This is a genomic window from Chitinophaga polysaccharea, assembly GCF_902150045.1.
Lineage (GTDB): Bacteria > Bacteroidota > Bacteroidia > Chitinophagales > Chitinophagaceae > Chitinophaga > Chitinophaga polysaccharea_A.
This window is the reverse complement of record NZ_CABFVU010000001.1, coordinates 249,289-267,601: the sequence shown is the minus strand read 5'-3', so window position 1 is coordinate 267,601 and position 18,313 is coordinate 249,289. Positions and strand designations below refer to the sequence as shown.

Annotated in this window: 14 protein-coding genes and 2 tRNA genes; 7 read left to right on the top strand and 9 right to left on the bottom strand. The window is 45.3% G+C overall.

Going from position 1 to position 18,313, the window contains the following annotated elements:
• The first annotated feature begins 313 nt into the window (after positions 1-313).
• From FN124_RS01125 to FN124_RS01115, 3 genes are read left to right on the top strand one after another with little or no spacing between them, the layout of a single operon-like run.
• Positions 314-766 carry a hypothetical protein gene (locus FN124_RS01125; RefSeq protein ID WP_142682959.1) on the top strand — a complete coding sequence of 151 codons (453 nt, stop codon included), beginning with the start codon at positions 314-316 and terminating at the stop codon, positions 764-766.
• 59 nt (positions 767-825) lie between these two features.
• Positions 826-1,575, top strand: a complete 750-nt coding sequence (locus FN124_RS01120; RefSeq protein ID WP_142682958.1) for a hypothetical protein — start codon at positions 826-828, stop codon at positions 1,573-1,575.
• A gap of 60 nt (positions 1,576-1,635) precedes the next feature.
• Complete coding sequence (locus FN124_RS01115) at positions 1,636-1,992, top strand: hypothetical protein (RefSeq protein WP_142682957.1); 357 nt, start codon at positions 1,636-1,638, stop codon at positions 1,990-1,992.
• Positions 1,993-2,738: 746 nt separating this feature from the next.
• On the opposite strand, the gene FN124_RS01110 is transcribed toward FN124_RS01115, so the two are convergent.
• Complete coding sequence (locus FN124_RS01110) at positions 2,739-4,055, bottom strand: 4Fe-4S dicluster domain-containing protein (RefSeq protein WP_142682956.1); 1,317 nt, start codon at positions 4,053-4,055, stop codon at positions 2,739-2,741.
• A gap of 202 nt (positions 4,056-4,257) precedes the next feature.
• Between FN124_RS01110 and FN124_RS01105 the strand changes: the two genes are divergently transcribed.
• On the top strand, positions 4,258-4,755 hold the full coding sequence (locus tag FN124_RS01105; RefSeq protein ID WP_142682955.1) for a phosphoribosyltransferase family protein: 498 nt from the start codon (positions 4,258-4,260) through the stop codon (positions 4,753-4,755).
• Positions 4,756-4,759: 4 nt separating this feature from the next.
• On the opposite strand, the gene FN124_RS01100 is transcribed toward FN124_RS01105, so the two are convergent.
• Together FN124_RS01100 and FN124_RS01095 are read right to left on the bottom strand one after the other, a co-directional pair.
• Positions 4,760-5,698, bottom strand: coding sequence for a DUF2279 domain-containing protein (locus tag FN124_RS01100; RefSeq protein ID WP_185937047.1), 939 nt, complete (start codon positions 5,696-5,698; stop codon positions 4,760-4,762).
• A 92-nt stretch (positions 5,699-5,790) separates the two neighbouring features.
• Complete coding sequence (locus tag FN124_RS01095) at positions 5,791-7,515, bottom strand: phospho-sugar mutase (protein WP_142682953.1); 1,725 nt, start codon at positions 7,513-7,515, stop codon at positions 5,791-5,793.
• Between the two features lie 124 nt (positions 7,516-7,639).
• On the opposite strand from FN124_RS01095, the gene FN124_RS01090 reads away from it, so the two are divergent.
• The gene (locus FN124_RS01090; protein ID WP_142682952.1) at positions 7,640-8,293 is read left to right on the top strand and encodes a protein-L-isoaspartate(D-aspartate) O-methyltransferase; all 654 of its coding nucleotides are present in this window, start codon (positions 7,640-7,642) and stop codon (positions 8,291-8,293) included.
• A 33-nt stretch (positions 8,294-8,326) separates the two neighbouring features.
• On the opposite strand, the gene FN124_RS01085 is transcribed toward FN124_RS01090, so the two are convergent.
• The 5 genes from FN124_RS01085 to FN124_RS01065 all read right to left on the bottom strand — a co-directional run bounded on the left by FN124_RS01085 (position 8,327) and on the right by FN124_RS01065 (position 14,712).
• Positions 8,327-10,795 carry a TonB-dependent receptor gene (locus FN124_RS01085; RefSeq protein WP_142682951.1) on the bottom strand — a complete coding sequence of 823 codons (2,469 nt, stop codon included), beginning with the start codon at positions 10,793-10,795 and terminating at the stop codon, positions 8,327-8,329.
• A gap of 168 nt (positions 10,796-10,963) precedes the next feature.
• Positions 10,964-13,534: a TonB-dependent receptor gene (locus tag FN124_RS01080; RefSeq protein ID WP_142682950.1), complete on the bottom strand. Its 2,571-nt coding sequence runs from the start codon at positions 13,532-13,534 to the stop codon at positions 10,964-10,966.
• Between the two features lie 192 nt (positions 13,535-13,726).
• Positions 13,727-14,314: a DUF445 domain-containing protein gene (locus FN124_RS01075; protein WP_142682949.1), complete on the bottom strand. Its 588-nt coding sequence runs from the start codon at positions 14,312-14,314 to the stop codon at positions 13,727-13,729.
• A gap of 123 nt (positions 14,315-14,437) precedes the next feature.
• Positions 14,438-14,511: transfer RNA gene (locus tag FN124_RS01070), tRNA-His, on the bottom strand.
• Between the two features lie 127 nt (positions 14,512-14,638).
• Positions 14,639-14,712 (bottom strand) — tRNA-His (locus tag FN124_RS01065).
• 422 nt (positions 14,713-15,134) lie between these two features.
• Here FN124_RS01065 and FN124_RS01060 point away from each other — a divergent pair.
• Together FN124_RS01060 and FN124_RS01055 are read left to right on the top strand one after the other, a co-directional pair.
• Positions 15,135-16,340: a hypothetical protein gene (locus FN124_RS01060; protein WP_142682948.1), complete on the top strand. Its 1,206-nt coding sequence runs from the start codon at positions 15,135-15,137 to the stop codon at positions 16,338-16,340.
• 228 nt (positions 16,341-16,568) lie between these two features.
• Positions 16,569-17,111: a DUF8685 domain-containing protein gene (locus FN124_RS01055; RefSeq protein WP_142682947.1), complete on the top strand. Its 543-nt coding sequence runs from the start codon at positions 16,569-16,571 to the stop codon at positions 17,109-17,111.
• On the opposite strand, the gene FN124_RS01050 is transcribed toward FN124_RS01055, so the two are convergent.
• Positions 17,108-18,208, bottom strand: coding sequence for a lipase family protein (locus FN124_RS01050; protein WP_142682946.1), 1,101 nt, complete (start codon positions 18,206-18,208; stop codon positions 17,108-17,110). The two genes, FN124_RS01055 and FN124_RS01050, sit on opposite strands and share 4 nt — an antisense overlap.
• Positions 18,209-18,313 lie beyond the last annotated feature (105 nt).

Below are 18,313 nucleotides of genomic sequence, written 5' to 3'. Positions count from 1 at the left end.
ATAATGTATGCTGTGCATTACCGAAAACGGATCGGTTGCCAATAATTCAATTTCAGAAACTTCATTGCTTAATAATCCTTGCTATCCTTGGTTAAGAGTAAAGCTTCCGTCAAAACACAGTATGTATACATAATCCATTTTTAAGGCACCGCTGGCCCCCAACTCTATTTACTATAGACAATAGTCTCAAATGTAATAAATTTATCTTGTGTGTTAATTTGTATGATCCATTTTGTCCATATCAGTCGAAACAAGTTTTTGATGCAAATATTGTTTGAGAGTAATTTTTTAATTAACACACCCCACCTTAATTATGATTAAGATTGTTGTGCAACCCCTCAAGTCGTACGTGGCTGCGCTTGTTCTTTTGCTTTTAGCTATGTCCGGCTGCCAAAAAGAAACTTCTGAATTAACCCAAAATCGGCCAACCGATATTTCGATTGAAGAGGCGAAGAACTGGCTTTCACTCGGGCCATCAGGTATTCAGCCGATAACGCTGCAACACTGTAATCCTGGAACTCCGGATTGGGGAAATGCTCAGTTTTTTAAATTTCAAGACAAATCGAGCATTCTAAAAGTTCCATTAATCGATTATTATCTTCCGGTCGGCTACCGGGACATTTTGTTTCAGAAAGATTCAAATGGGATTATCTTAGGAGCTATTCAAGAAATACGGCCGGGTAAAGCATATCTGGCTGCAAAAAGCAGGGATGGAGATGAAGGCATGAGGCAATTTGTGACCAACGGGATTTTACCGGTGACATAATTATTTTTGATCCATTTGAGAACGTTCCTGTTAGGGGCAGACGTTTTAAAGACGGGCTTGTGATTGGCGACCTGAAATACAAATCACGAGCTTTGATGGTGGATGATCCCATAGATCCGCCGAAGCCAAAGAAAAAACCAGCAGGCGTGGATGACGATGGTCCAGCCTTTGAAATTGACCTTCCTGAAGTGGAAATAACCGCACCCCGACCTGGCACTCCGAGCACCCCTGGTACTAATATTCCTTTTCCTTCAGAGCCGGTACTGCCTAAGCCTGGAGGGCCGGTAACTCCTAATAATCCAATTCCTACTAGCGGAGGAAGTGGTGGAAGTTCCACATCCGCTACTTCTGGTGACGTAACGGTAAAAGATATCAAGAATAATCTTTCAAATCCATGTTTGCAGGCAATGCTTAATGCAGCGATCTCTAAGCAACTGAAAAGCTGGGTGGCTAAGACTGTTAACTCGTTGGGTGGAAATGGTGGGAATTTTAATTTAGATCAGGATAGTTTGCCAGGCAAATCCAAAGAAGTTATTGCTACTGCCATTTATCACGAAATCATTCACGGAGTATTCGCTATCAACAATGTACCAATAATTCTTCAGCACGAAACAATGGCTGAGAGCTATCGTCAAAAGATAGCGGAAGGGTTAAAGGCTCTGTTCCCTGCTATGAGCGACGGGGATGCTAATGCTTTGGGATGGATAGGTTTGGTTAAAACGTATCAGTTCTCAAGTCTTCAGATGAAGGATTTCCAGAATTATACTGGAACAGCTTTGGATATATTGAAGATTGCTGTAGCATACTAAACGGACAAAAGGGAACACCTTCTGGTTGTAAATAGTTAAACAATTAGTAAATTTAGATTTATGAAGACCAGGCATTTTGTGGTGTTGGTTTCCATCTTTTTTATGTTTATTTCATCTGGATTGCATGCGCAGAATAAGTTATTAGATGATCAGATTGACACGCTGACAAGGTTCTTTTTTTCGCAAGTGCCCATGTCCCCCTCTTTTGTAATGGCTGGAAAATCAGCTCTTTTTGCCGTGTTGGTAACAGTTAACCAGAGCGGAACAGTTACTTCCATTAAGCTATCGGAGAATACTCCAAAAGAGTTTAAAGATAATCTGTTAAAATTGAAACAGGCTAACGTTAATGGTCTGCATTCCTGCGTGGACAACCTCCACGGAAAAGTTATGACTTGCTACTTACCATCTATACAATAATAGACGCAGTTTATTTTGGATTTGCAGCCCCTGAAAATGGTCTTGATACGTCGGATTACTTTGCACATATTTATGATTTCAATGACACGAGTTGTAACTTAAGCTCAACCATTTTTGTGCCCCCGTTTATTAAGAGTGCTTGGAATAAAAAAATAGATGAGAGTCAACGACTAGACACTAATGATATATATCGCCCCGACAAAGTGCATCTTCCCGTCTTCCCTGGTGTCATCAAATGATCTAATTTGTCATCACTAATATTTAGAAGGCAAATTAGATCATTTGATGACATTAGGGAAGATGCACTTTGCCGGGGGATACATTTATTTAAACAAACGCTCCGATGGATCTGTATTATTTGCAAATGGAAACGACCTTAATCCTGCATGTTTGAATTTGGGAAAGGCGATTTGCTAAACAAAAAGGATTCTTTATATTGGTTATCACCAGTTTGGATTTTAACTACTTCTGGTGTAACGGAAGGTAAAATGGTACCCGATAGTATGCGAATTCGCAGATAACATTCCGATAAGTTTTCACGATGGTTAGGTTGAATAACCTCGGTGTCAGTGATAAAAATCAAAGGGAGCATTAAGATAACTGTGTAAACTTCATATGGTGATCATAGCTGTAAGTTACATTGCTCCTAATAAGATATTTTTAGAGGTATGAAGATCACATAAACTTCCTCTTCATTGGGTATCAGCTAACAATGGAAAGTGGGTAAGAATTACTTTTTATATCCTTTATTCCCCGGTCCATTTATCCCGGTCGTCCATACTGAACTTCCAGGGAGCCATATTATTTTCAATATTGCTGAACATGCCCGTCCATTCCGCTGGTGCGCTGGATTCTTCCATTACCAGGTGGCGGCGCAGCTGGAGGATAATATCAAGCGGGTTGATGCTCACCGGGCATTCCTGTACGCAGGCATTGCAGGTGGTGCAGGCGCGCAGTTCTTCTTCCAGGATATAATCGCGCAGCAGGGCTTTGCCATCATCTTTAAAGGAACCGCCATTGGCTTTGATGTTGCGGCCTACTTCTTCAAGGCGGTCGCGGGTATCCATCATTATTTTGCGGGGCGACAGGAGCTTGCCTGTAATATTAGCCGGGCAGGCAGCGGTGCAGCGGCCGCATTCCGTGCAGCTGTATGCATCCAAAAGATTTTTCCAGGTAAGGTCTGTTACGTCTTTGGCGCCGAATTTAGGCATGGTATCGGAGGCGGGCGCATTGGCAGCCAGTTCCGGTTGCAGCATCAGCTGAACTTCATGTTGTACAGCAGGCATATTCTCCATTTCGCCTTTGGGCTCCAGGCTGGCATAGTATGCATTCGGGAAGGCGAGGATAATATGCAGGTGCTTGGAGTAGGGGAGATAGTTAAGGAAAGCAAGCACGCCTATAATGTGCAGCCACCAGCAGCCGCGTTCCAGCGCTACCAGTGCACTTTCAGACATACCGCTCAGCAGCGGGGCGAACATACCTGATATCCAGAAGTTACCGGTTGCCACATAATGCGTGGCGCCTTTTGCCTGCAGGGCCTGGTCGGCCGTGTTCATGGTGAGGAACAGCAGCATCAGCACTATTTCGGTGATCAGGATATAGTTGGCGTCCGACCGGGGCCACCCGTTCAGGTCCCGGCTCATGAAACGTTTCAGCTTTAATATGTTCCTGCGCACCAGGAAAATGGCGCAACCGGCAATCACCAATATGGCGAGCACTTCAAATAAACCGATGAGCACCGGGTAAACGGCGTCTAATACGGGAACGAATAAACGATGCGTACCAAGAATACCGTCGAGGATGATTTCCAGGATCTCAATGTTAATGATCAGGAACCCCGCATATACGAAAAAGTGGAGTACAGCTACCAGTGGGTTACGGAACATCTTTTTCTGGCCAAAAGCCAGCAGCAGGAGATTTTTCCACCGCAGATCCGGATGATCGCTAAGGTCCTTATCACGCCCCAGTAATATGTTTTTCCTTATCCGGCTTGCCTTTTGGGCAAAAAGATATACCGCGGTTCCGAATAGGATCACAAATAATAATTCTTGTACGATTCGCATTAGCTCAGATTTGACTCCCTAATTTATGTCTTTTTTGGCTAAACGCGTGGATCGCCTCCGGCGATGCGGAATTTGTCTGACTCAGGATTAGAATGATTATGCTGATTAGCCTGATTTTTATTTTTTGTCAGTTGTTACTACAAGGTATTTGATTTTTTTGCGAAGTGCTGACTGCTAATGCTAATTGCTTATTTTTGCACTCATGGAAAGCAGGAACATCATTCTAACACAGGATATCATTCAAAAGAAAATTGAGCGTATCGCTTATGAAATTTATGAGCACAACAGCGATGGTACCGATATTATATTAGCCGGTATCTGGGACCGTGGCGTGATCATAGCCCATAAGCTGGCCGCTATCCTGGAACAGATATCTCCCCTGAAAATCCATATAATAGAACTGCGCCTGGATAAGCAGCATCCAGGTGAAGTGATCGTATCCGAGGGAATAGACTTTAATAATAAAGTAGTGGTAGTGGTAGATGATGTGGCCAACTCCGGCCGTACCATGCTGTATGCGTTGAAACCGTTGCTGGAATTCCTGCCTAAAAAGATCCAGACAGCCGTGCTGGTAGACCGTAAGCATAAATCCTTCCCTTTATCCGTTGATTTTGTCGGGTATTCACTGGCCACTACTTTACAGGATATGGTGCTGGTGGAGATGAACGGGGAGGAGATCGTATCCGCTTATTTTGAATAAGGGATCAGAAATAAACGGCGTGCAGCCTTACATTCCCTTTTGAATTGATTTCAAAGGCAGGCGCCGGGAACTTCAGCATATTCAATACCTGGAATATCACTTTAACGCCTTTTTTGCGGGTGGGTATTTTTGTGAAATCCACATCCGGTGAAAGGTAGAACAGCCGCACACGCTGAAGCTGGCTGTAATCGTGGCGGATGCCATGTTCATCTGTCCAGGTGTTATCGCGGCCTCCCAGCATTCCCTGTGAACCGTATCCCACCGCAATATTCAGCCATTTGGGGAGGCGGCTTTCTTTCCGGAAAGAATACAGGTTTACAGATAACCAGTATGTTTGCCCGTTATAATCCTTCAGGGTCCTTTCCCAGAAAGTAGTGCCAAACAGCTGATCTGCTTTGTGCTGCAGCACGGGATCGTCGTAATGCTGGGGATGCGCGGAAAACTTAAGCTGGATGCGTTGTTCATTCCAGGCAAGTTCCTGGCCGATGAGCAGGGCTGAGCCAACGGCGTTGGCGCCCATATCTCCCCAGGAAAATCCCCACTCGGAAGAGTAACCGTCCAGTACTTCCACCACCGACTGATAGGCAAACCCGCTCAGGCCACCGATCCATATCTGTTTTTTCCGTGGTAACCCCGACCAGCGCCACATCTCCCTGCTGTATTTACCAATAAAGTAAGCGCTGAAAATATGCCCGGCCTTATCTACCTGGTTCCATTCTCCCATATCATTAAAAAAATGGAAGCCTTCCCTAGGATATCCTTTATACCAGGCGGTATTGAGGGCTGCCAGTCCAGCGCCATAAAGGGCTGCAGTAGCACCGCTCAGGATCCATACGCGTGAGGTGATGGTAGTATCGGGTATAGTGGAAAAAGGCACTTTTTTTTGTGCCATGCTGCCAATGAAAGGCAGTAACAGGATCAGGATAAGCAGTGGTTTTTTCATTCGGGTATCAAAACAATACCGGGAATGCTGAAAAGGGCGGAGTTCTTCTTTCAACATTCCCGGGTTGTATCATCATTCCAGATGACGGTGGCTTATTTCAGTTTCAGATCTTGAATAATGCCGTTTATCTTCTGATTCAGTTCAGCGGTCACCTTGTCGTATTCACCTGCGTTGGCTAACGGGGCGTTTACGCTGAAGTAAAATTTGATCTTTGGTTCAGTACCGGATGGACGGGCGGATATTTTGCTGCCATCTTCCAATATAAACTGCAGCACATTGGATTTAGGGAGGTCCAGCGCTTTGATGTTGCCGGTTTTGATGTCCCTGATCTGCTGCAGCTGGTAATCGTAAAGGGTTACAACCGGTGAGCCGTTGATGGTAACCGGTGGATTTTCGCGGTATCCGCGCATCATTTCGGCAATTTCCTCGGCGCCTCTCATGCCCTTCTTGGTAATGGAGATCAAACTTTCCATGTAATAGCCATAACGTACATAGATGCCGATCAGCTGCTCAAACAGGGTTTTACCCTGACTGCGCGCATAGGCGGCCATTTCACAGATCATGGCTACAGAAGCAATAGCGTCTTTATCGCGCACATTCTGGCCAATCATATATCCGTAAGATTCCTCACCACCGCAGATAAAGTTTTCCTTTGGCTCTTTGCGGCGGATCAGGTCAGCGATCCATTTGAAGCCGGTGAGCACATTATAGCAGGTAATATTGTTTTTAGCGGCAAACACATCGATCAGGTCGGATGTTACCACGGTTTTGGCAATATAGTCGTTTGCTTTGGCGAGGCCTTTGCTTTTACGGTTTTCCACGATGTAGTTAAACAGCAGTACGCCGGTCTGGTTACCATTGAGCAGGATCCATTCGCCTTTCAGGTCTTTCACGGCAATGCCTACACGATCTGCATCGGGGTCGGTGCCCAGGAGGATATCCGCATCCAGTTCTTTGGCCTTTTTGAGGCCCAGGTTCATGGCTTCGGATTCTTCAGGGTTAGGATACACTACGGTAGGGAAGTTACCATCCGGGGTAGCCTGCTCCTGTACAATGTTTACATTGGTAAAACCGTATTGTTCCAGCAGCTGGGGTACCTGGGTGATACCGGTACCGTGAATGGGCGTATATACTATTTTAAGATCGTGCTGTTGTTTGTTGATGTCCGGGTTGATGGACAGGCTGAGCAGCTCTTTGCGGTAGGCTTCGTCCACTTCTTTCCCGATGAGGGTGATATTGGCTTCGCCGCCGGTCCATTTCACATCATCCGGGGAAACGATGTTTTCCACTTCACGGATCACGTTGTTATCGTGCGGTGGCACCAGCTGGGCGCCATCGTTCCAGTAGGCCTTGTATCCATTGTATTCCTTAGGGTTGTGAGAGGCGGTGAGCACTACACCTCCCTGGCATTTCAGGTGGCGGATGGTGAAAGAAAGCTCCGGGGTAGGGCGCAGGCTTTCAAAAAGAAACACTTTGATATCGTTGGCAGCGAAAACATTGGCAACGGTTTCGGCAAAAAAGCGGGCGTTATTGCGGCTATCGTGTGCAATGGCTACCTTGATTTCGCCGGTAAAGGTTTTTTTGAGATAATTGGCGAAGCCCTGGGTGGCCATTCCAAGAGTATATTTATTCATGCGGTTGGTACCAACGCCCATAATGCCCCTGAGGCCACCGGTGCCGAATTCGAGGTTACGGTAAAAGGCGTCGTTGAGTTCATCGGGGTTTCCCTCCTGCATTTTCTTCAGTGTGGCAACGGTTTCAGCGTCGTAATTACCGTTGAGCCATTGGTCTACTTTGCTTTGAATATTTATATCCATGGTCTTTTTTTTGTGAGCCGTAAGTGCTAAAATGGATTGTAAAGTAAAAATAAAAAAATGAATGTGTGAAATTACCGATTTCAAAATACATTGAAAATCCCTTGTATTGGTTAATTTTGCGGCCATGAGGCGGTATGAAGATACTTATAAACAAAAAGGATTACGTAAACAGCTAGTTGATAGTATCCGTCAGAAAGGTATTACAGATGAAAGCGTCCTGGCGGCTATTGGCAATATTCCCAGGCATTTTTTCCTTGATACGGCTTTTGAAAGTATAGCCTACGACGACAGGGCCTTCCCTATCGGGGAGGGGCAAACCATTTCACAGCCATATACAGTAGCCTATCAAACGCAGCTCCTGGAGGTTAAACCTTACGAAAAGGTGCTTGAAATAGGCACCGGCAGCGCCTACCAGGCCTGTGTGCTGGCTGAGTTGAAAGCCAATGTATTTACAATAGAGCGGCAACGCAAGCTGTTTGACCAGGTAAAGCATTTTCCTTTTAAAGCCCAATATCGCAATCTCCGGTTTTTTTATGGAGATGGTTATGAGGGCTTGTCTACCTATGCGCCTTTCGATAAAGTGCTGGTTACTGCCGCCGCGCCGCATATTCCTGAAAAATTACTGCAGCAGCTGAAAATAGGAGGGAAGATGGTAATTCCTGTGGGCGGGCAGGAGGTGCAGCGTATGCTGCGGATCACAAAAATCAGTGAAACCGAGAACGAGCAGGAACTGTTCGATAACTTCTCTTTTGTGCCCATGCTGGCGGGAAAAAAATAAGGCAGGGGTATGATCCCCTGCCCCGAATGCTGATCAAAGCCGGCCTGTGCCCTCTTTGGGCTTTTCTTCTTCCTGTTTTTCTTCTTCTTCCTGTGGTTTCTTTTTCTTGAACAGGTTTGGATCCATTTTCCCGAAACGGTAACGTATGTTCAGGCGGATAAAGCGGGTAACGCGCTTCCGCTCGTAATCCTGTATAAAGGTATTGGTTTCATAATGAGAGCTGAACTGCTGTGAGTTCAGCAGGTCGGAAATATTGAGCGCCACCACCAGCTTTCTTTCCAGCAGCTCCTTACGGATTCCGAGATCTATTCCGTTCATAGCCTTGAAAGTTCCCTGGGGCTGGATACGGGGGGAGCGGAAATGCCCTCCCAGTTCCACACTAAACTTACCGGGTAAACGAAATTGCGTATTTCCATTTAAGCCGTAGCTGAAGTTTTCATTATTTACAGAGATGCTGGTCAGTTTACTGTACTCTACGTTCAGGTTGGCCCATACTTTCCACCATTTGGTAAGGTTTAAGCTGTAGGAAACATTCCCGCCCATATTCTGCTGGGTAGCCAGGTTCATGGGTTTGGTGGTGGTAACGCCGGAAATGGTATCCAGGGTACTGATGCGGTCTATATTATCGTTGGTTTGTGCAAAGTAAGTACTGGTGCTCAGGTAATTATTGGTTTTCGGGTAATACACCGAATAGCTGATCTCAAATTTATGCGACAGGGCAGGCTGTAGCTCAGGGTTACCGGTACGGATATTCTGGGGATCAGAATTGTTGATATACGGCAGCAGCTGATCAAAATTGGGTCGGTCTATCCGGGTGGAGTAGTTGAACACCAGGCTCTGGTTCTGGTTCTTCGGCATATTGTATTTCAGGAATACGCTTGGGAACAGGTTAAAGAAGCGGTTATTCACCGTGGTATCTTTGGTAAAGGAATATCCTTTGAGCTGAGATTGTTCTGCACGCACACCCACCTGGTAGCCGAGGTTACCAAAGGCATTGGCAAAGTTTATATAACCGGCGTATATGTCTTCCTCGTAATTATATTTATTAGACAGGGTTGGGCTTACCAGGTAATCGTCTGCATCCCAGTTGAACAGGGTAGCCAGGTAATCATTGTCGATATGCCGCATGGTGGCTTTCACACCTGCTTCCAGCTTGCCTTTTTTTCCTAGCGGTGAGGTGTAGTCCGACTGCAGGTTCCAGAAGCGGTTGCCGTTTTTTCCTTTATTGAGCTGTCGGTCTGCATTGGGAAGGGTATCTACTGAAGCGATGTGATATTGGGTATTGTAGCTGCTTCCGCTGCTGCTGTTATTGCCGCTGTAGCTGATATAGGCGGTGAGCTCCTGGTTAGGCTTATCGAAAGTATGTTTGTAACTGAGATTGGTATTTTTATTATTGCTGCGGTTATAGCTGTTATTGGTGCGTTCCCCGTTGCGCAGCGATTCCATTTTCTGATCCATATAGTTCAGGAGGATATTGTCTTCATTCTCGCTGTGGTTAAAGTTCAGCCCCTGGGAGAGGGTGAATGTATTGTGGTCGTCCATGAAGAAATCAAATCCGAAACGGGTCCCGTTATTGGTATTGCTGTTTTCATTTTTACTTTTTTGGGAGAAGAACCAGGTATCGCTGCTGTCTGCTACCAGGTTCTGGCGGAAGCTGTTCCCGCTGCCGTTCACCTGTTCATAGCGGCCGTTGTAGTTGCCAAAGAAGTTGAATCTTTTTATACGCAGGCTGGCATTGGCGCTTCCAAAGCCTTCCCCGCGGGTGGCGCCGCCTACGTTGAACATCACGTTATAGCCGATCGCTTTATCCTTTTTCAGTACGATATTGATAATACCGCCGCTGCCGTTGGCTTCAAATTTTGCGGAGGGATTATTGATCACTTCTACCCGGTCTATACTTTCGGCAGGGATCATTTGCAGGGCAGTTTTAGCATCCCCGAAAGGAGAGGGCTTGCCATCTACATAGATCGTCACGCTTTTGCCGCGTAGTGTAATGTTATCATCGATGTCAACATCCACACTGGGAATATTTTTTAAGATATCGGTCCCAGTGCCGCCTTCTGCATTGATCATATTTCCGGCGTCAAATACCTGTCGGTCTATCTGCATGGAAAAGGCCGGTTTTTCCGCTTTAATTTCCACGGCATTCAGCACTTTTCCTGCTGGTTGTAAACGGAGTGTGCCGGCAAGTGTATTTTTCCCTTCCGTTACCCGTACTGCTTTTTCCAGTTTTTCATATCCCATGAAAGTGATGCGCACCACATAAATGCCTGGTGTAATATTATTGAGTGAAAAAGTGCCTGCAGGCGAAGTATAAGCGCCGGTAACCATAGAGGAGTCTGCCTGTTTCAGCAGTACTACGGAAGCATATTCAATTGGTTTCCCGGTAACGATATCAGCCACTTTTCCCGTTATTTTCAGGGCGGTGGGAATTGGCGTTTGTGCGTTAACGTTATATGACGCAACGAACAGCACGACCATGAGTGAGAAAAAATTTCGCATGCGTGGATTTAGCAACTTTAATAATGATACAACAACAGCGTAAAAGTAACAGGAGTATGTTTAAACATCCACGAAATATGATGAGTGGTAGCTAAAAAAACATGGCCGGCAGAGTGCTGCAGCACTGCTAACCGGCCTGTGGTTTGCATTCACCTTCTTTACTATGTTTTAGAAACTTTGCATAGGGTCTCCCATTTGCGTGTCGTTTCCGGAGTCTCTCTTTTTCTTCTTAAACAGGGAGGCATCGAATTTTCCGAAGCGGTAACTGAAGTTGAGTTTAAGGATCCTGGATTCGCGTTTGCGGATGTAATCCTGTGCAAACTCAGGGGAGGCCTGGTTCAGCTCATACTGCCTGGTATTGAAAATATCGGATAAGCTGAGTGTTACAGAAGCGGCCTTGTTTTTCAGGAAATCTTTTTTTACGGCTATATCCACAGTGCTGAATCCTTTAATGGTGCCCTGTGCGGAGCTTGGGATCTGGTTAAACCCGCCGCCACCGCCTCCGCGGCCTCCTCCGCCACCTGAAGAAGGAAGTGCAATGGTGGGCGCCTGGTAAGTGGCGTTTACCTGCAGGGTAAAGTTGGCCGGTAGTTTTGTTTCAGAGTTTATTTTGGCGAACCAGCTGAAACCGTTGTTATCATAGTTTTGTCCATTTGCGTTAACCTTCATATCTGTTTGATACAGGTTTACGTTAGTGGTGAGATCCCACCCTTTCAGCACCTGGTTTTTCATGGTAAGCTCAGCTCCGTAGGAGTTGCTCCTGTTGGCATTGATATACTGTGTGAGCAGCGTATCTGCACCAATGGGCGTACTGATAGTAGAGATCATGTCGTTGGTATTCCTGAAGTAAACGCTACCCAGGAAGTTATTATTCCCCCAGTTCTTTACATACGACAGCTCAAAGCTGTTGGTATACTCCGGTTTCAGGTTGGGATTACCTTCTCGTTGATTCTGCGGATCGCTGTAATCGCGGTAGGGAATCAGCTGGAAGAAGTTGGGCCTGTTCACGCGGCGGGAATAGTTCAGCTGCAGTTCCTCGTCGTTCTTTAATTTTTCCGAGAGGAAGATACTGGGAAAGAATCCCGGTACGGGCCTTGTAGGCTTGTATTTGGTGCCCTCATTCTCGCCGGCGTATACATATTGTTCCACACGTAAGCCTGCCTGGTAGCCAAAGTTGCCGATGGTATTGGCGAAGTTGGCATAACCTGCATAGATCTGTTCGTTGTATTTATAATTGTTGGAAAGTTGTGGGTTGTTGATAAATTCACCGCTGATGGTATCTTTATCGTACACGTTATACATACTGGTATAATCGCGTAAAGTGGCTTTGGCGCCTAGTTCCAGCTTGCCATTCTTCCCGATGGGATTAGTATAATCCGTCTGGAAAGTAACGAATGTGGTTTTGCCGTTGGTGGTATTGTTTTGCAGCAATGCCTGGCCGAGTGGCAATCCCGCAGCGTTTTGCGCCTGTGTGAGATAGTCGCCGTTGCGGTTATTTTTGCTGGTGTTATAGTTAATGTCGGCGGTCCATTCTTTATTAGGCTGTGCAAAGGTATGCTTGAAACTCAGTGCAGTGGTGTAGTTGCGGAAGCTGAAATCATTATTGTTCAGCCGGTCGCTGATACCGGTCACTGTATGATTTTTATCGGCAAAAGTGCTTCTGAGGTCTTCATTATTTTTAAAATCGCCCGCTACAATATTTTGTGAAATGGAAATAGTGTTCCTGTTATCGAGCATATAATCCAGCCCGAACCTTCCGAACTGGAACAATGGTTTGCTGGTGCTGTTGCTGTTCTGGAAAAGGTAATTGGTATCTGATTTCTGCCCGTTGCTGTAGTTGCTGCGGTTGGTGGTGCCATCTGCCCAGTTCCGGTTGGCATTGATATTATAATTGGCAAATACGTTGAATTTGCCCTGGCGGATATTGATATTGCCACCTCCGTTGTATTTGTTGCCGGTGCCTATACCTGCGTTCACGGCGCCGTTGAATCCTGCTTTGCGGTTTTTCTTCAGTACAATGTTCAGTATACCCGACATTCCTTCCGCATCATATTTTGCAGAGGGGTTTGTAACAAGTTCAACGCTTTCTATTGCATCGGCCGGGATCTGATCAAGAGTAAGGGTAGAGGGTTTACCATCTACAAAAATGTTGGGAGAAGCATTGCGGACTGTAACGTTTCCATCGAGATCTATATTTACAGAAGGCACATTTTTCAGTACATCCTGGGCGGTTCCGCCTACGCTGCTCAGGTTCCTGTCTACGTTAAATACTTTTTTATCGATACCCATGGCAAACGCGCTTTTCTGCCCGGTGATCTCCACGCTTTGCAGTGTTTTTACATTCTGCTGTAATTTGATATTGCCAAGATCCTGTTCCGTAGCCTGTGGTGTGATACTTACTTTCTTTTGTACGTTCGTATAGCCCATGAAGTTAACACGTAGTATCATGGGGCCGAATGGGAGATTCTCCAGGCTGAAGTCGCCATTGGGTTTGGTAAGCATACCTGTTACCAGTGAAGAATCTTTTTGTCTTAACAACGTAACGGAAGCATATTCTATCGGCTTCCCTGTTTTAGCATCCACCAGTTTGCCATATAAGTGGCCAATCTGAGGCATATTGGGTCGTCCCTGTTGTCCCTGTCCTTGTACCTGCCGGGGAGCTGTAGATCCGGGCGCCTGTGCAAAAGCATGCGCCTGCCACAAAAGTATACCAGCAAGAATTGCGTAGCATTTTTTCATCTTGTCATTTTTTATCCGGACTTTCTTCTCAGATATGGACAAAAGTATCGGGGTGCAGGTATGAATGGTTTGAGATTGTGATGAGTGGAATTATTATGCGCAGGAAATCGCAAATATAAGCGCTAAGAGGTCTTAACAGTAGTTAACAAAGCTATCTTCTTAACAGTAGTTAACAGAGTGTTTTCAGGTGGATTAAAACAGGGAGATGGCCATGGTGATCAGCCCTGTAAGGAGGCCGCTGATAGCGCCGAGGAGTTTGAAGTTTTTCAGTTCCCTGCTGAGCAGGGTATGGGTAGTGGTTTCCAGTTGTGCGGCAGAAATACCTGCTATTTTTCCTGAGATCATTTTCTCCAGGTTGAGGTCCTGTTCTACGTTATCGAGGTACTGGCTGATCAGTACGGGGAACAGGGTGTCGAGTTCTGCTACCAGGTGTGTTTTTATCTGGTTTACAATGCTGTCGCCGATGAACATGGAGAGCACGGGCATCGCCTTTGGTAATCTTTCCCTCAGGAAGCTGTCCAGGTGCGCTTCTACCAGTGGAATAATTTTTTTGATCTTCTCCGGGTCGGTCATTTTGTTTTTAATGTCTTCAAAGGAAAACTGCTGTGCTACCATTGCCCCGATACTATTTGCAAGTTGTGTTTGTTTTTTTGGAAACAATCCCTGCAGGGTGATAAAGCCGAATTTAACGGGTTTATATGGACGGAAAAGCAGGGTAACAGCCAGGCTATTAAGGAACCAACCGATGAAAGCAGCGATGAGGGGGAGGAAAAAGATCATTGAATGAATTGATTTTCACAAATGTAAAAATTCGGAGATCAAAAAAGGAATAAAACAAACAGGGAAATGAAGATGATTGAAAATAAAAAAGGCTTCTTTTTACAGAAGCCTTTTTCCCTTTCGGGTGATTGAAGGGTTTCGAACCCTCGACCCTCAGAACCACAATCTGATGCTCTAACCAACTGAGCTACAACCACCATATTCAACGGTTACCCCGTTTTTGGGAGTGCAAATATAAGTGAAACTTTTATCTGGTCAATAATTTTTTTATACTTTTTAAAAATAAAAAAGGCCTCTTTTTACAGAAGCCTTTTTTGCTTTTTGGGTGATTGAAGGGTTTCGAACCCTCGACCCTCAGAACCACAATCTGATGCTCTAACCAACTGAGCTACAACCACCATTTTTTAGTATTATTTCTTCGTTGGGAGTGCAAAGATAAGTGAAACTATTTTTAAATTCCAAATACTTTGAATAAAAAAAATTCAAGGGATTACATATAGATCATATTCTCCAGATGAATTATCTCCCCGGTATTAAAATCCTTTTCATTTGTTAATAATCACCGGTGGCAATATTAACAAGCGCCTCTATTGGATCTTCCGGAAAAGATGTATCTTTGCGCACTTTCCCATTCCATTCCCATTTTTATAAGTGATTAATAATCAGTAGGATGTTATTTTATGGCATCAGAGAAACCCCTGATTTCAGGTGGTTTAATGCCTTTTAGACCGGATAAGTTAACCAAGACGGGAAAAATTAACAAAATTCCTTTGCCAATAAATTAGTAAATAAGTATTTAATATTTAATTGTATATACATTATGGATCAGCTTAAACTGAAGTTACAGGAGTACTATCAGCGTTACCAGCAAATGGACCAACGGGTAAAGCCTGGAAAGGAGGAGCCTGGTTTTGAGGACGTGCTGGACATGGAAAATGATATTCTTTCACAATTTGGATTGCCCGCATCCCGGCGCTTTGTGCAGATACTGCATGATTTTGTGCATCATGGTCATGTGAGCGACCAGTTGCTGGATTATGTAAGTAAGAAGTTGCGCACAGCTGCACGAAAATACCTGCTGGCGCCTGTTATGTCGGACATTGACTTACTGGAAAGCGCCCGCGAACAGAAGCGCAGCGCTTACGATGTGTTGCCTGAACTGGGTTACCCGGCACAGGAATATGCCTTATTCCTCATCGGTGAGCTGTTTTACCGCAGGAACATGGCCGCCGGCGATATCCTCGACGAATTAAAGAAAATGCAGCATTTCGACAGCTGGAACGACCTGATGCTGCTTAGTAAGATACATAACCATACCACTCATGAGCTGTATGCAAAACTGAAAAAACATGAGCTGCGTTTTATTGATGAGTTCATCCAGTTCACACGCCGCCAGGAACCATCCAGGCTGGTGAATAAACGCGCTACACCACTGGAAGATGGTTATACGCCTAACTATAAAACCATTACCAAAGTACAGGTAGAGGATATCATCTTTGATGAACAAACCACTCCCAGCCTGTTTGGTAAAATAAAAAGCGGCAGGGGATATGCCCGGATCACTATCAGCCTGGAGTTTTCAGAGCTGAACCAGATCCTTATGAGCAGCGATGAACTGGGCGTTGAGATCAGCAACCATATTAAGAAACGCCTGGCTAATCCTGCTGCGGAAAAACCAACGGTGATAGATATACGCGCTGAATTCGGTGATGTATTAAAGCTAGACAACTGCTACCTGGAAGTATATAAACCGCAGCACAGGGAAGGAAATAAATGGGTGGAAGATAAAGATCACTTCTACTTTGTGGATAAAATCCTTACCAAGAAAGAATTTGAGAAACGTACCAAAGAAGCGGAAGTAAAACGTAAAATACAGGAATGCCTGGAGCTTATTGGCGGTTCCTATGTATACTATCAGCGCCTCCGCCGTTTGGGTATTACAGACGAGGAAGCCAAACTGCGTGCTGGTTTACAGGACGAGCTGCTGTTTAAGTTGTCTTACTTCCTTAACAAAGTAAAGGAGTAGGCGGATTTTGTCTGACTCAGGATTTTGATGATTTCGCTGATTTTATTACTTTGGATTAAAAATGATTTGGGGAGATTTAAGCGGATACTTTCGCTTAAATCTCCCCAAATCATTTTTAATCAGTTATAAAATCCCAAAAAATAAAATCAGCGTAATCAGCGTAATCATCAAAATCCTGAGTCAGACAAAATCCGCGCAGAATTTTTTATGTTTACATAAAAAGAAGCAATGGAAGAACTTACTCTCGGTGTTGGCTCCCGGGTACAGCACGCACACTTTGGTCCAGGGGTTATTGTGGCAGTTAAATATGCCCAATACCGCGTTACATTTATGGATCATGGTATTAAAATGATTGATAAAACAGATCCTTTATTTGAAGTGCTGGTTGCCGAAAATGCGACCCCGGAAGTGGAAACCACTTCTGATGTGGAAACATCGCTGCTGAAAATACTGCGCCTTTGGGGAGGTATTACGGAAGTGGTGCCACTGGGCGATCGATGGAGAGGCGGTCAGCTTATTCTTCAACCAGGGGATGCTTCTCTGAAAGCAAAGGAACTGCCTATTGATACTTTCTTTCATAAAATAGTAATGCTGCGCGACCGTCTCCGTGTGCTGGAACAAAATATCAACAGCCATAAGGTGCTCACAGATGAAGAGAAAGTGAACATGCAGCAATACATTACCCGTATCTATGGTTCCCTTACTACTTTCAATGTATTATTCAGGGATAAGGAACATTGGTTCACGGGTGAAAAAAGCGGCAACGATTAATGCGCGTCTATATGATAGATCTGTTCCAGCTCCCACCGGTATGCCTGGGGGAGATGATTGATAAAGATATTTTTTCCATCGAACGGGAACTTTTCATCGTAGCCTTCCACCGGGTATAATATCACAGGTGTGCCTGCCGGCGTATAATTGTGACTGGTCACAAAATCCGGTCGCTGATACTCCGGCAGCAGCTTTTTTACCCGCTTGTAGGCCAGGCGGCCCAGTATACGCTGCATACGCCTGGAAGCCCTTTTGGCGGGGCGGTCCAGCCGGCCGTACATATAGCTCAGCGCGCTCCGCACCGGCCATTTCTGCTTCTTTAATGTGCCTTTGATGTTGGTAAAAGGGCTCACCGTGTTGAAGTCGCGGGTTGTTTGCAGTGAAAAGGGTGTTTCCGGTACCCAGTCGCGCGTATTCACCACACGTAATCCCCATCCATCGCGGCAAATGTAATCGAAGTCGTATGCATAATACAGGTTGCCCGGTTTGGGCGCTGCACTGGCATATGTTTTAAAAATGATGTCCTTAGGTAAACCGGTAGCATATTGAAAATAAGAACGCATTAGGAAAGAAACAACACCACCCTGGCTATGCCCGAAAATGATAAATTCGTGTACTCCTTCCCGGTAGTAGTCATTAATTTTCCGGATCATTTCCGGTCCCATGGAAGCTACTGCCAGCATCCAGCCGGCGTGTACATAAGCCCTGGGATCTTCCGCCACTTTATAGGGCACTGAGGTGCTGTCGTTCAGCTTTACGGTGCCTTGTGCAGGTATCATGCCGGCATAGAAATTCTCCAGCCATGAAGCTGCGGTGCCATTGGTACCGCGGATCACGATAATACCAACATTATCTTTTCTTTTCCACAGGTCCCAGCGATTTACCAGTCCCGATTCGGCAGAGCGGTATACCAGCTCGCAGTCACGGGGTGGTGTACTGGTTACTTTGGTCCATGGCGTATCCCTGGAACGCTCGGCCAGCTTCAGTAATTCACCATATTCTGCTGCATTGAAGTGGGGCGACAGGTGCTGTGCAGAACAATGACATCTTATTGAAAATAAAATTAGAAAACAGAACAGTGAAACACGAAACCCCATAGAAAATAACAAATTATAAATGACCAATGACGAACGAATAGTAACAAAAGTGCCGCACTTTAAAATAAACCAAAACAATTAAGATAATACTGTTGTTCTAAATGC